Source organism: Streptomyces sp. NPDC091376, assembly GCF_044757085.1.
GTDB classification, from domain to species: Bacteria; Actinomycetota; Actinomycetes; order Streptomycetales; family Streptomycetaceae; genus Streptomyces; species Streptomyces pratisoli.
This window is the reverse complement of record NZ_JBIVUF010000001.1, coordinates 470,315-483,014: the sequence shown is the minus strand read 5'-3', so window position 1 is coordinate 483,014 and position 12,700 is coordinate 470,315. Positions and strand designations below refer to the sequence as shown.

The window sequence follows — 12,700 nt, the reverse complement described above, 5'->3', positions numbered from 1 at the left end:
GGCGCCCCGGGCGAGCCTCCGGGGAGGGCGAGGGAGGGGAAAATGGCCGGCATGCGTGCCGCCCGCCTCATCAAGATGGTTCTCCTCCTCCAGTCCCGCCCCTCCATGACCGCCGCCGAGCTCGCCCAGGCGCTCGAGGTCTCCGAGCGCACCATCACCCGCGACGCCCTCGCGCTCTCGGAGGCGGGCGTTCCGGTGTACGCGGACCGGGGCCGGGCCGGGGGCTACCGGCTGATCGGGGGCTACCGGACGCGGCTGACCGGGCTCGCCAGGAGCGAGGCGGAGGCGTTGTTCCTTTCCGGCGTGCCCGGGGCGCTGCGCGAGATGGGGCTGCAGGACGCGGCCTCCGCCGCACAGCTCAAGGTGTCCGCCGCGCTGCTGCCGTCGTTGAAGGACGCCTCGCACTCGGCGGCACGGCGGTTCCATCTGGACGCGCCCGGCTGGTACCAGGAGCCGGCGACCCCCGACCTCCTGCCGGTCGTCGCCGAGGCGGTGTGGGACGACCGCGTCGTCACGGCCCGCTACCGGGACGCCGAGCGGCGGCTGGAGCCGTACGGCCTCGTGCTGAAGGCCGGGGTCTGGTATCTGTGCGCCCGGGCCGACGGCAGCTCCTTCCGGGTCTACCGCATCGACCGCTTCACCGCCGTCGCCCTCACCGAGGACCGCTTCGAGCGGGACGAGTCCTTCGACCTGGCGGGCTTCTGGGAGGAGCGCGCCGCCCAGTTCGCCCGTTCGATCCTGCGCGCCGAGGTGGTCGTCCGGCTCTCCCCGGACGGCGCGCGCCGGCTTGCCCACGTCACCGACCGCGCCGCCGCCGAGGAGGCCCTGGCGGCCGCGGGACCGCCCGACGGTCAGGGGTGGGTCACGGTCACGCTGCCCGTCGAGTCGGACGTGGTGGCGTTCACTCAGCTCCTCTCCCTCGGAGCGGAGTTGGAGGTGCTGGAGCCGGCGGGCCTGCGTGAACGCTTCACGGAGGCCGCGACCGGGCTGCACGCCCTCTACTCCCGCCGTCAGCGGTAGTCCTCCGCCGTCCCCTTCCCGCCTCCGTACACGACGTCCTCGAAGTAGCCCCACGCGTCCGGCCTGCTCCCGTCGGCGTCCGTGAAGCCGTACTCCTCGGCGAGCTGTCCGCTGGACAGCGACCGTCCGTTCCAGCGCGCCCGCTCCGGGTCCGCGGCGAGCGCGGCCACGGCCCGGCCCACGTACACGGGCGATTCGGCGATCGCGAAGTGCGGCTGCTCGGCGATCGCTTCCCGCCAGTTCTCCTCCCGCACCCCGAAGGTGTCCAGCATCTGCTCGGAGCGGAGGAAACCGGGGGTGACACAGACGGCGGAGCAGCCGACGCCCTTCAGGTCCTCGCCGAGCGCGAAGGCCATCCGGATCGGGGCGCTCTTGGTGAGGTCGTAGTAGAAGTTCTCGCGGAACCGGCGGTTGGTCTCCGCGGTGCCGTCGGTGACCTCGACGACGAGCCCGCCGGGGTTGCGTACGAGCAGCGGCAGCGCGCAGCTGCTGGTGATGATGTGGCTGCGGACGCCGAGCTCCAGCATCCGCAGGCCGCCCTCCAGGTCCGTGTCCCACATCTTCGTGTTCCAGACGATGAGGTGTTCGCCGCCCCAGACGTCGTTGACCAGGATGTCGAGGCGGCCGTGGTCCTCGTCGATGCGCGCGACCAGGGCGCGGACCCGGTCCACGTCGAGATGGTCGGTGGGGACGGCGATGCCCTCGCCGCCGGCCGCGGTGACCAGTTCGGCGGTCTCCTCGACGGTCTCGGTCGCCCGGCCGACCTCGCTGACGTGTTCCCTGGTCGTACGCCCGGTCACGTAGACCGTCGCGCCCGCCGCGCCGAGTTGTACGGCGATGGCCCGGCCCGCGCCCCGTGTCGCACCCGCGACCAGCGCGATCTTCCCCTGCAGTGCTGTGTTCGTCACCATGCCGGGACGGTCGCACGGAAATGCGACACCCTCTGTCCACATTTCCGAAAGGGAGCGTTTCGGCCGCTCCACGTGCGCAGGTCAGCGCGAACCCCGATGCTTGTCCCGTGATGGACGAGACGGAGTTCTGGGAAATCATCGACAGCACGCGCGAGGCCGCCGAGGGCGACCCCGAGGAACACGCCGATCTGCTCGTCGACCGACTGCTGCAGCTCGACCCCGACTCCGTCCTGGACTTCGCCCGGCACTTCGAATCGCGGTACAACCGCGCGTACCGCTGGGACCTGTGGGCTGCCGCCGCCGTCCTGCTCGGCGGAGCGAGCGACGACGCCTTCGACTACTTCCGGTGCTGGCTCATCGGCCAGGGGCGCGAGGTGTTCGAGGGCGCGGTGCACGACCCGGACTCCCTGTCCGAGCTCCTGGACGACTTCGACGAGGAGATCGACGGGGACGGGGAGGAACTGGGATACGCGGCCGACGAGGCGTACGAACAGCTCACCGGTGCGGTCGCACCCGATCTGGGGATCCCGGCGCAGTCGGCGGAACCGGAGGGCACGCCGTTCGACTTCGACGACGACCGTGCGCTGGCGGAGCGCTTCCCGGCGCTCTGGGAGCGCTTCGGAGTGTAGCGCCGCCTGCCCCCGGGCTCCCGCCGCGCGCCTGCCTCCGGGCGCCGGGCGCGCGCAACACGCGCGGGCACCCGGGAGGCGCGGCCCGCCCGGCGCCGGCCGGTGCCGGGCGTACGCTTTCTCCGGTGAACATCACGCCGCCGTCACCGCCGTCGCCGCGCCGGCCGCTCACCGAGCGCCGCAAGGCCACGACCCGGCTGGAGATCGCGCGCGCCGCCGCCGAGCTGTTCGCCGAGCGCGGGCCCGACGGCACCACCGCCGAGGAGATCGCGGACCGTGCCGGGGTGGCGCTGCGCACCTTCTACCGGTACTTCCGCAACAAGCGCGATGCCGTCGGCCCGCTGTTCGCGATCGGCCCCGAGCGCTGGCGCGTGCGGCTGACGGCGGCCCTGCCCGGACCCGGGCCCACCACGGGGCCCGAGCTGCCCGAGCTGCTGGAGCGGACTCTCGCCGAGGCGCTGTCGGTGCCGCCGGGTACCTCGGCCGAGTGGCTGCGCTGGACGCGCTGGCTGGTGCGTACGGCGCTGCGGGACCCGGCGCTGCGGGCGGTCTGGTACCGGGTTAACCAGGAGTCGGAGGAGCAGCTGCTGCCGGTGCTGGCCGCGCTGACCGGGCCGGACGCCGAACCGCTGGAGGTTCGGCTGGCCGCGGCGGTGGCCACGGACGCGGTCAGGATCGCGCTGGAGACCTGGGCCGAGGCGGACGCCCCGCCGCTCGCGGGTCCGGGTTCGCCGTCGGAGCTCGCTGTGCGGTGTCTGCGCGAACTGACGGGCGGGATGCGCCCGTTGTCGGGTGCGGGGCGGGCTACCGGGTGAGCGGACGGCCCATCAGCACGTCGTCGGCGTAACGCCCGGCCAGGTAGAACTCACCGGGCAGGACGCCTTCCACGGTGTACCCCTCGGATTCGTAGAGCCGGCGGGCCGGGGTGTTGTGCCCGAGCACGCGCAGGGTGATGCGCGTCGCGCCCTGACGCCGGGCCTCGTCCGCCGCGGCCCGCAGCAGCGCCCGCCCGACGCCCTGACCGCGCGCCCCGGCGGCCACGGCGAGGCCCTGGATCTGGCGTACGTGCCGGTGGCAGGCGAGCGGGGTGGGGGCGACGACGCAGATGAATCCGGCGATCCGGCCGTGGTGGTCGTCGTGCTCGCCGCAGTCGTGGTCGCCGTCGTGGCCGTCGTGGTCACCGCGGTCGCCGTCGTGGTCGTCCGTCTCCGCGACGAGGTAGTCCTCGGGGCGGTGGGACGTGAAGAACGTGCCGTACGGCGGCACCGGGCGCGCCTGCACGGAGTGCAGCGTGGACCAGGTGGCGCGGTCGAGCTCGCCGAGCGCGGCGTCGTCGCAGCCACGGGCCGCGCGTATGGAGAAGAGGGTGCCGGGTTCGGACATGGCGGCCACTGTGTCATGGGAGGAGGATGTGAGACATGCGCATTGCGGTCACCGGCTCGACCGGGCTCATCGGTACGGCACTTGTACGTTCCCTGCGTGAGGACCGGCACGAGGTGGTGCGGCTCGTGCGGCGGGCACCGCGGGCCGCGGACGAGGTGGAGTGGGATCCCGTACGGCAGTACGTGGACGCGGCGGGGCTCATCGGCTGCGAGGCGGTGGTGCATCTCGCGGGTGCGGGCGTGGGCGAGCAGCGGTGGACGGACGCGTACAAGAAGGAGATCCGGGACAGCCGGGTGCTCGGTACGGCCGCGATCGCCGAGGCGGTGGCGTCGCTGGAGGAACCGCCTCGGGTGCTGGTGTGCGGTTCCGCGGTCGGGTACTACGGCGACACGGGTGACCGCGCGGTCGACGAGAACGCACCGCCCGGCGCCGGCTTCCTCCCCTCGGTGTGCGAGGAGTGGGAGGACGCGGCGGCGCCGGCCGAGGAGGCGGGCATCCGGGTGGTCTTCGCCCGTACGGGCCTGGTCGTGGCCCGCGAGGGCGGGGCGTGGGGCCGGCTCTTCCCCGTCTTCCGGGCGGGCCTGGGCGGGCGGCTCGGCAAGGGGCGCCAGTTCTGGAGCTTCATCTCCCTGCACGACGAGGTCGCGGCGCTGCGGCACATCGTCGACACGGACACCCTGTCAGGGCCGGTCAACCTCACGGCGCCGGACCCCCTCACGAACCGCGAGGTGACCGCGGCGATGGGCCGCGTCCTGCGCCGTCCGACGCTCTTCACGGTCCCGCCGATCGCGCTGCGGGTCTACCTCGGTGACTTCGCCGAGGACGTCCTCGGCAGCCAGCGCGTACTGCCGGCGAAGCTGCTCGAATCGGGCTTCACGTTCAGCCACCCCTCCATCGACGCGGCGATCCGCGCGGCCCTCGACTGAGCCGCTCGCGCGGGGCGCCGCGGTGACCACGCGGTTGAGCGGTACGGGATGCGGTCGCGGGCACGGAGCGGCCGCAACCCCGGAGTCCGAGTCCGAGCCCCGGCCCGAGCCCCTGGGGTCCCGCACGGGAACCGCCCCACGGGACGGCGTCACCTCACCGGGCCACCCGCGCCGGTCCCTCGCCGCGCCGGAGGCGCCCGTGCGACCCCGTGCCACCGGGCGCCCCGACGCGCGCGCGTCGCGGTCGGTGGCGAGGTTTCTACGCTCGATCCGAACTTCGGCATTCCGCCCGCCGGTTGGGGGCATGAGCCCCCACACCAGCCGCGCCGACCCGGGGAGGGGCACGTGCTCAGTAGCGCACGCCACGCGGACGTCGTCATCGTCGGAGCCGGTATCGCCGGGCTCGCGGCGGCTCACAGGTTGACCAGTGCGGGGGTCACGGTCCTCGTGCTGGAGGCCGAACCGAGGGTCGGGGGCCGGATGGTCACCGAGGACCTGGACGGGTTCCGGCTGGACCGGGTCGGCCAGTTGCTCAACACGTCGTATCCGGAACTCCGCCGTGACCCCGCCCTCGCCGGCATGCCGCTGCGGACGTTCACCCCCGGCGTGCTCGTGCACAGCGACGGCCGGCACCACCGAGCCGGTGAGACCCGCGGCGTACGCCACGCACGGAGCGCGAGGGGCGCACTCACCGCTGCGCGCGCCCTCGCGAGCGCCCCTCGCACGCCTCTCGGTGGCGCCATCGACCAGGCCCGCCTCGCCGCCGCGCTCGGGCGGCTCGCGGCCACCCCGCCCCGCCGGCTGCTCGCACGCCGTGAACTGCCCACGCACGAGGCCCTGTTCGCCCGTGGGCTCCCCCCTCGTACCGTCAACTCCTTCCTCCGTCCGCTGCTCTCCGCCCTCCTCGGCGACCCGGAGCTCACGACCTCCAGCCGCTGCGCCGACCTCGTCCTGCGCGGTTTCGCCCGGGGCCGGCTCTGCGTCCCCGCCGGCGGCGCCGCGACCCTTCCCGAGGCGCTCGCGGACGCCCTGCCGCCCGGTACCGTCCTCACCGGCGCCCGGGTCACCGAGGCGTCGATCAGCTCCGTCACCACCGAAGAGCACGGCATGTTCACCTGCCGCTCGCTGCTCCTGGCCACCGGCGCCCGCGCCGCAGCCGCGCTCCTGCCCGGGCTGCGCGTCCCGGACTTCCACCCCGTGACGGTCCTGCACCACACCGCCCCCGCACCGCCGCTGGCCGAGCCTGCCCTGCTCCTGGACGCGGACGGCGCGGGCCCGGTCGCGCACACCGCGGTGATGAGCGAGGTCGACCCGTCCCGCGCGCCGGAGGGCCGGGTGCTGATCACGTCCACCGTCCTCGGCCGCCCGCCCGCCGGGCTCGACCGCCGGGTCCGTACGCATCTCGCCGCGCTGTACGGCACGTCCACCGCCAAGTGGGAGCTGCTGGACGCGCACCACGACCCGGAGGCCGTACCGGCGATGCCCCCGCCGCACGACACACGCCGCCCGGTACGGCTCCTCTGCGGGCTCTACGTCTGTGGCGACCACCGCGACACGAGCACCGTCCAGGGCGCCCTGTTCTCCGGCCGGAGGGCGGCGCACGCGCTCCTGCGCGACATCGGCATCCAGCCGGAACTCAGCCCGTCCTCCCTCAGCACGGCTGCGGCGTAGTTGGCCTCGTAGTCTGGGAGTCCAGCCAGTAATACATCCGACCTCTGTCGTCGTCAGCTCTTGTCAGTGACCTGACACAGCACTACGGTCCCCGTGTCCCTTGATGCCAGGAGTGACGCCGGGAGGCAGTAGTGCGCCGAGCCATGCCTGTGCTCGTCTTCATCCTCAGCCTAGTCATCGGAGCTATCACTCCCACTGCCGCCGGGGCGGGCGAGCCAGGGGCCGCGGCGCCACCGTCCGTCGTCCCGCGCCCCACCGACTGGACGGACCTCGGCGGCCGTACCGTCCTCACCTCCCGCAGCCGCATCGTCGTGGACCCCCGCACCGCCCGGTCCACCGCGCTTCCCGCCGGGCGCGCCGAACTCCCCGGCCCCGCCCGCCAGTCGGTGCGCGGGCTCGCCGATCAGCTGCGGGCCGAGCTCGCGAGCGTCAGCGGGCTGCGTCCCCGGATCGCGTACGGGCACCCGGCCCCCGGCGACATCGTTCTGCGCCTCGCGGACACCGGACTCGGTGCGGAGGGCTACCGCTTCGACAGCGGCAGCGGCAGCGGCACAGCCGGCGACACGAGCGGCGCCGTCACCGTCGAAGCCGCCTCCACCCACGGCCTCTTCTACGGCACCCGCACGCTCCTCCAGCTGCTCCGCGCCACCGCCCCCGACCACCGCTCGCTCCCCCGCGCCCGCGCCGCCGACCAGCCCGCCCAGGCCGTCCGCATGGTCCATCTCGACGCGGGCCGCAAGTACTGGCGGATCCCCTACCTGGAGAACCTCATCCGCAGGATGGGCGACCAGAAGCTCAACACCCTGTTCCTGCACCTGTCGGAGTCTGAAGGTTTCCGCCTCCACAGCCCGAAGTTCCCCGGGCTCGCCGACCCCGGCCACAGCTACAGCCGCGCCGACATCGAGCACCTCAAGGCTTTCGCGGCCCGCCACCACGTCCAGCTGATGCCCGGCATCGAGGTCCCGGGCCACGCGACCGTCATCAGCGAGGCGTTCGGCATCGGCTTCGGCGCGGACAACGGCACCGGCTCGGCCCCTTGCACCGGCGCGCACACCCACTCGCACCTCACCGCCGACTGGATCATCGACATGACCAGTGAGCGGGCGGTGGAGAAGACCAAGGAGATCGTCGACGAGTTCGCGGGCTGGTTCGACGCCCCGCTGTTCGCCATCGGCGCCGAGGAGGTCCCGGGCCAGCTCGCCGAATGCCCGCGCGTGAAGGACTTCCTGGCCGCGGACCCGGACATCAGCACCCTCGGCGACCTGCTCAACCGCTACATCAACACCCTCGACGACGTGGTGAGCAAGCACGGCAGGCGCACCGCCGTCTACAACGGTTCCGAGCACCTCGCCGCGCCCCAGCAGAAGGTCCACGGCCCGGTCGTCTTCATCACCTGGGAGGGCACGGGCGCGGAGCCGGCCATTCCGGGCCATGACGAGATCGCCATCGGCCCCTTCTACGTCACCCCGAACAACTACCACCACCTGTATCCGGACGAGCCCTGGATGTACGACACCTGGGCCCCGAGCACCACGCCCGACATGCTCGGCTCCGGCCTGGTCAACTGGGCCGACTACAACTTCTGGTCGGACGACGGCTACTTCGAGCAGCAGATGGCGGCAGCCCGCGCGATCCTCGCCGACCGCGCCTGGAACGCCTCCCCCACCCCCGGCACGGTCGACGGCTTCCGCGCCCTCGTCGCCCGCCTCGGCGACCCGCCCGGCGTCCGTCCCCTGCCCGTGGCACCCCGCACCGACGACGGCCGCCCCAGCCACCACTGGACCTTCGACCCGGCCCCGTACCCGAGCGGCTGGACGTACGCCGGCAGCCCCGGCAACACCCTCTACGCCGAGGACACCGCCGGCTCCCTGCCCGGCACCTCGTACATCATCAACAACCCCACGCCCGTCACCGGTGACGGCGCGGCCGGCGGCGCCTGGCGCTTCGACCACGACCGGGACGGCCTCGGCCTCGGCGGCCTCGACACCGCCGAGCCGTGGACGGTGTCCGTACGGGTACGCCCCACCGCCCGCACCGCCGACCAAGTGCTGCTCAGCTCGAAGGCGGGCGCGCTCAAGCTCATGCAGTACGGCACCGGCCGGGTCGGCTTCACCCGCTACGGCACCGCCGACCACTCCTTCTCCTACACCCTCCCGCTCGACCGCTGGACCCGGCTGACCTGGGTGACCGAGCCGGGCCGCACCACCCTGTACGCCGACGGCGAGCGCGTCGGCACCGTCGAGGCGTCCGTCCCGCTGCCGCTGCGCTCCATCGGCACCGAGAAGGCGAGCCTCCGCGGCGATCTCGACGAACTGCGCACCTGGGACGAGGCGCTGAGCCCCGGACAGGTACGCGACCTCCTCCGAAGGGATGCACAGTGAGACGCACCGCGGCCGCGGCGGCCCTCGCCGCCTGCGCGGCACTGCTCCTCGCACCGCCCGCCTCGGGTGCCGGGGATGGTGCCCGAGGCGAGGGCGCAGACAGGGGCAAGGACTACGAACCCACCGTCGAGTCCCTCAACAGCCACCCCACACCGACGTGGTTCGAGGACGACAAGTTCGGCATCTTCATCCACTGGGGCGCCTACTCGGTGCCCGCCTGGGGCCCGCGCGGCAGCTACGCCGAGTGGTACTGGAACTACATGAACTCCCCGGGGAGCGCCACCAGCACCTACCACCGGGACACCTACGGCGCGGACGCCGACTACGACGACTTCATCGGGCAGTGGAAGGCCGAGAAGTACGACCCGGACGACTGGGTGAAGCTCTTCAAGGACGCCGGGGCCAAGTACTTCGTGCTCACCTCCAAGCACCACGAAGGTGTCGCGCTGTACGACTCCGAGGTCTCCGGCCGCGACAGCGTCGACCTCGGCCCCCACCGGGACCTCGCGGGCGAACTCTTCGCCGCCGCCCGCAAGGACGGCCGGGGAGAGAAGCTGAAGGCCGGTTTCTACTACTCGCTGTACGAGTGGTTCAACCCGTCCTACACCGGCCGCCCCGCCACCAACCCGTACACGGGCGCCCCCGTTCCCTACACCGGAGCCCCGGTGGTCGGCGACTACGCCGCCGACTACATGGCGCCGCAGATGCGGGAGCTGATCGAGCAGTACGACCCGGACATCCTGTGGTGCGACGGCCAGTGGGAGAAGCCGGCCTCGTACTGGCGGACGGCGCCCGTCCTCGCCGACTACTACAACAGGGCCAAGAACCGGCCGAAGCCGAAGGAGGTCGCGGTCGCCAACCGCTGCAAGATCGATACCGGTGCCCTGGACTCGACCGAACTCGACTTCCAGACGCCCGAGTACACGGTCAAGGCGGACATCGACCCGAACAAGTGGGAGGCGAGCCGCGGCATCGCCCACTCGTACGGCTACAACCAGAACGAGCCGGAGGAGGACCATCTGACGTCCGACCAGCTCGTGGACTCGCTCGTGGACATCGTCAGCAAGAACGGCAATCTGCTGCTCGACGTGGGCCCGCGCGGCGACGGCACCATTCCGGAGATCCAGCGACAACGGCTGCTCGACATGGGAGCGTGGCTGAGGACGAACGGCGAGGCGATCTACGGAACGACGTACTGGCACCACGCCGAGGAGCCGTCCGGCGACGACGACATCCGCTACACGGTGAAGGACGGCGCGCTCTACGCGACCGCGCTGACGTGGCCGGGGGCCGAACTGACCCTGGGCTCCGACACCCCGGTCACGGCGGGCTCCCGGATCACCCTGCTCGGCTCGAAGGCCGGTGCGCTGGCCTGGCACCGGGACGCACAGGGCCGCGTCGTGGTGAAGACACCGGCGGAGTCGGGCCGGCACGCGTACGTCTTCAAGGTCACCACCCCGGGGGTGCACAGTCTGGTGCGGACGCGCACCGAGCTGCCGCAGGAGCTGAACCCGGGGCGGACGGCGGACGGCGGACTCACCGTCACCAACACCTCCCGCCGCCCGGCGCCTTCGACGGGCCTGCGGCTGTCGGCCCCCGACGGCTGGACGGTCACCCCGTCCGGGGCCCGGCTGAAGCCGCTCGGTCCCGGCGCGGACGCGAAGGTCCCGTTCACGCTCACCCCGCCCGCGTCGGCGGCGTCCGGTACGTACACGCTGGACATCACCCTGCGGCACGGCCGGCTGACGACGACCACCGAGGTGAAGGTGACCGTCGCCCGGGAGAACCTGGCGAAGGGCCGCCCGGCCACGCAGTCGTCGACCGCCTGGGACGCCCCGGCATCACGCGCGGTGGACGGCAACACGGACGGCGCGTTCTCCGGCGGATCGGTGACGCACACGGCCGAGCCCTCGCACCAGGCGTGGTGGCAGATCGATCTCGGCGCGAGCGCACGGCTGGAGGAGGCGCAGATCTGGAACCGTACGGACTGCTGTGCCGATCGGCTCACGGACTTCTGGCTGCTGGCCTCGGACGACCCGATCACGGCCGACGGCCTCGAGGAGGCCAAGGCGACCCCGGGCGTCACGGCGATCCACGTCCCGGCCCGGGCGGGCCGCCCGACCACGGTCCCGCTGCCACCGGGCACGACGGCCCGGCACGTCCGTGTCCAGCTCTCGTCCCCGACGAACCCGCTCTCGCTCGCGGAGGTCCAACTCCGGGGCAGCCGACCGTAGTCCCTGTCGTAAGCACGGCGTCGTGGGCACGGCGTCGTGGGCACGGCGTGGTCCCGCCGGACGGCGCCGGCTGCTCAGCCCATCGCCGCGACGCGGTCCCGGTACGTACGTACCGCGGCCGCGTCGCGGTACGGCTCGAGCCGCCGCTCGAAGTCCCGCACGTACTCGATCGCACGGGCCGACCGCATCTCCGAGGCCTGCTGCGCCGCTTCCGCGCCCAGCGCGCACGCCTGGTCCAGCTCCCCCAGCCCCAGCCGGGCCGTCGCCAGGACGATTCGGCAGAAGAGCCGGCTGCGCGCGTACCCGGGCGCGCGCAGGTGCAGCGAGCGCTCCGCGTGCTGCGCGGCCGCCCGGAACTGCTGCAGATCGCGGTGGCAGTGCCCGAACTCGTCCGCGAGCTGCGCCTCGTCGAAGAAGCGCGCCCAGTGCGGCGCGTCGTCCCCGGGACGCGCCGTGTCCAGCGCGCGTTCGGCCCGCACGAGGGAGGCCGTGGCGGCGCGTACCTCACCGAGCACCGCATGGCCGCGGGCCTCGACGGCGTGGAGCAGTGCCTGGACGACGGGCGGTACGGCGGAACCGACGCCCTGCTGGGCGACCCGGGTCAGCTGGACAGCCTCCCGCCCGTGCCCCAGGTAGACCGCCTGCCGGGCCATGGTGACCAGCACGTACGACCCGTAGGCCCGGTCGCCGGCCGCCTGGGCCAGCCGCAGGGCCTGGACGAAGTACCGCTGCGCGAGACCGTGCGCGGCGATGTCGTACGACGTCCAGCCGGCCAGCCGGGTCAGATCCGCGGCGGCCGCGAACAGCCGGCGCCCGGTGTTCTCCCCGTACGTGCCGCGCAGCATCGGCTCGGCCTCGTGCTCCAGGTAGCGGACGAGTGCCTGGCGGGCGTGTCCGCCGCCGTACGCGTGGTCGAGGGTGCGGAAGAGCTCGCCGACCGAGCGCAGGGCCGCGATGTCGCCGGGGGTGACGCGCTGGCCCGGCCCGCGGTCGGTGCCGCGCTGCCGCGGCACGGTGGCGCGGCCCTGGGAGGGCACGCGCACCGGCCCGCCGTTCTGCGCGGGATCGCCGCGGCTCACCTGTTCGTCCGCGCGCCCGATCAGCCAGTCCCGGCTCGGGACGACGAGCCCCGCCGGGGTGAACGCGATCTTCCGCAGCTCGGCATGGCTGCCGGAGTCCTTGCGCCACAGCCCGCTGACGATGTCCACGGCCTCCTCGGGCGTGGCCGCGAACTCCAGGCCCGCGTAGACCGGCGCGCAGGCGTCGAGCCCCAGGTCCTGCGCCGACAGCCGCCGCCCGAGCCGACGGGTGAAGACCTCGGCGATGAGCGCGGGCGTCGTGCCGCGCGGCTGCTGTCCGCGCAGCCAGCGGGTCACCGACGTCTTGTCGTACCGCAGGTCGAGGCCGTGCTCCAGGCCCAGCTGATCCACCCGGCGGGCGAGCCCCGCGTTGGAGAATCCGGCCTCCGCGATGAGCGCGGCGAGCTGGCGGTTGGGGGTGCGCTGCGGGGGTCGGTCGGTCATCAGCTGTGCGGTCTCCTGCCTT

The 12,700-nt window shown here is 73.3% G+C and carries 10 protein-coding genes; 7 read left to right on the top strand and 3 right to left on the bottom strand.

What is annotated here, in order from left to right:
- Window positions 1-51 precede the first annotated feature (51 nt).
- Complete coding sequence (locus ACIQMR_RS02130; protein WP_401382656.1) at window positions 52-1,020, top strand: helix-turn-helix transcriptional regulator; 969 nt, start codon at window positions 52-54, stop codon at window positions 1,018-1,020.
- Here ACIQMR_RS02130 and ACIQMR_RS02125 read toward each other — a convergent pair.
- The gene (locus ACIQMR_RS02125) at window positions 1,011-1,931 is read right to left on the bottom strand and encodes an SDR family oxidoreductase (protein ID WP_401381802.1); all 921 of its coding nucleotides are present in this window, start codon (window positions 1,929-1,931) and stop codon (window positions 1,011-1,013) included. The two genes, ACIQMR_RS02130 and ACIQMR_RS02125, sit on opposite strands and share 10 nt — an antisense overlap.
- Before the next feature lie 110 nt (window positions 1,932-2,041).
- On the opposite strand from ACIQMR_RS02125, the gene ACIQMR_RS02120 reads away from it, so the two are divergent.
- A complete protein-coding gene (locus tag ACIQMR_RS02120) occupies window positions 2,042-2,560 on the top strand; it encodes a DUF4240 domain-containing protein (protein ID WP_401382654.1) in 519 nt (172 codons plus the stop codon).
- A 131-nt stretch (window positions 2,561-2,691) separates the two neighbouring features.
- Window positions 2,692-3,375: a TetR/AcrR family transcriptional regulator gene (locus ACIQMR_RS02115; protein ID WP_401382652.1), complete on the top strand. Its 684-nt coding sequence runs from the start codon at window positions 2,692-2,694 to the stop codon at window positions 3,373-3,375.
- On the opposite strand, the gene ACIQMR_RS02110 is transcribed toward ACIQMR_RS02115, so the two are convergent.
- Window positions 3,365-3,943 (bottom strand): GNAT family N-acetyltransferase, encoded by a 579-nt coding sequence (locus ACIQMR_RS02110; protein ID WP_401381800.1) that lies wholly within the window; start codon window positions 3,941-3,943, stop codon window positions 3,365-3,367. The two genes, ACIQMR_RS02115 and ACIQMR_RS02110, sit on opposite strands and share 11 nt — an antisense overlap.
- Before the next feature lie 35 nt (window positions 3,944-3,978).
- On the opposite strand from ACIQMR_RS02110, the gene ACIQMR_RS02105 reads away from it, so the two are divergent.
- From ACIQMR_RS02105 to ACIQMR_RS02090, 4 genes are all read left to right on the top strand, one after another.
- Window positions 3,979-4,869 carry a TIGR01777 family oxidoreductase gene (locus tag ACIQMR_RS02105; protein ID WP_401381797.1) on the top strand — a complete coding sequence of 297 codons (891 nt, stop codon included), beginning with the start codon at window positions 3,979-3,981 and terminating at the stop codon, window positions 4,867-4,869.
- A 345-nt stretch (window positions 4,870-5,214) separates the two neighbouring features.
- Window positions 5,215-6,540: an FAD-dependent oxidoreductase gene (locus tag ACIQMR_RS02100; RefSeq protein ID WP_401381795.1), complete on the top strand. Its 1,326-nt coding sequence runs from the start codon at window positions 5,215-5,217 to the stop codon at window positions 6,538-6,540.
- Window positions 6,541-6,683: 143 nt separating this feature from the next.
- The gene (locus ACIQMR_RS02095; RefSeq protein ID WP_401381793.1) at window positions 6,684-8,921 is read left to right on the top strand and encodes a family 20 glycosylhydrolase; all 2,238 of its coding nucleotides are present in this window, start codon (window positions 6,684-6,686) and stop codon (window positions 8,919-8,921) included.
- Entirely contained in the window at window positions 8,918-11,155 is a 2,238-nt protein-coding gene (locus ACIQMR_RS02090; RefSeq protein WP_401381791.1) for an alpha-L-fucosidase, read from the top strand. Before ACIQMR_RS02095 ends, ACIQMR_RS02090 begins: the two co-directional genes overlap by 4 nt.
- A 74-nt stretch (window positions 11,156-11,229) precedes the next feature.
- On the opposite strand, the gene ACIQMR_RS02085 is transcribed toward ACIQMR_RS02090, so the two are convergent.
- Complete coding sequence (locus ACIQMR_RS02085) at window positions 11,230-12,678, bottom strand: regulator (RefSeq protein ID WP_401381788.1); 1,449 nt, start codon at window positions 12,676-12,678, stop codon at window positions 11,230-11,232.
- Between the last annotated feature and the right edge of the window lie 22 nt (window positions 12,679-12,700).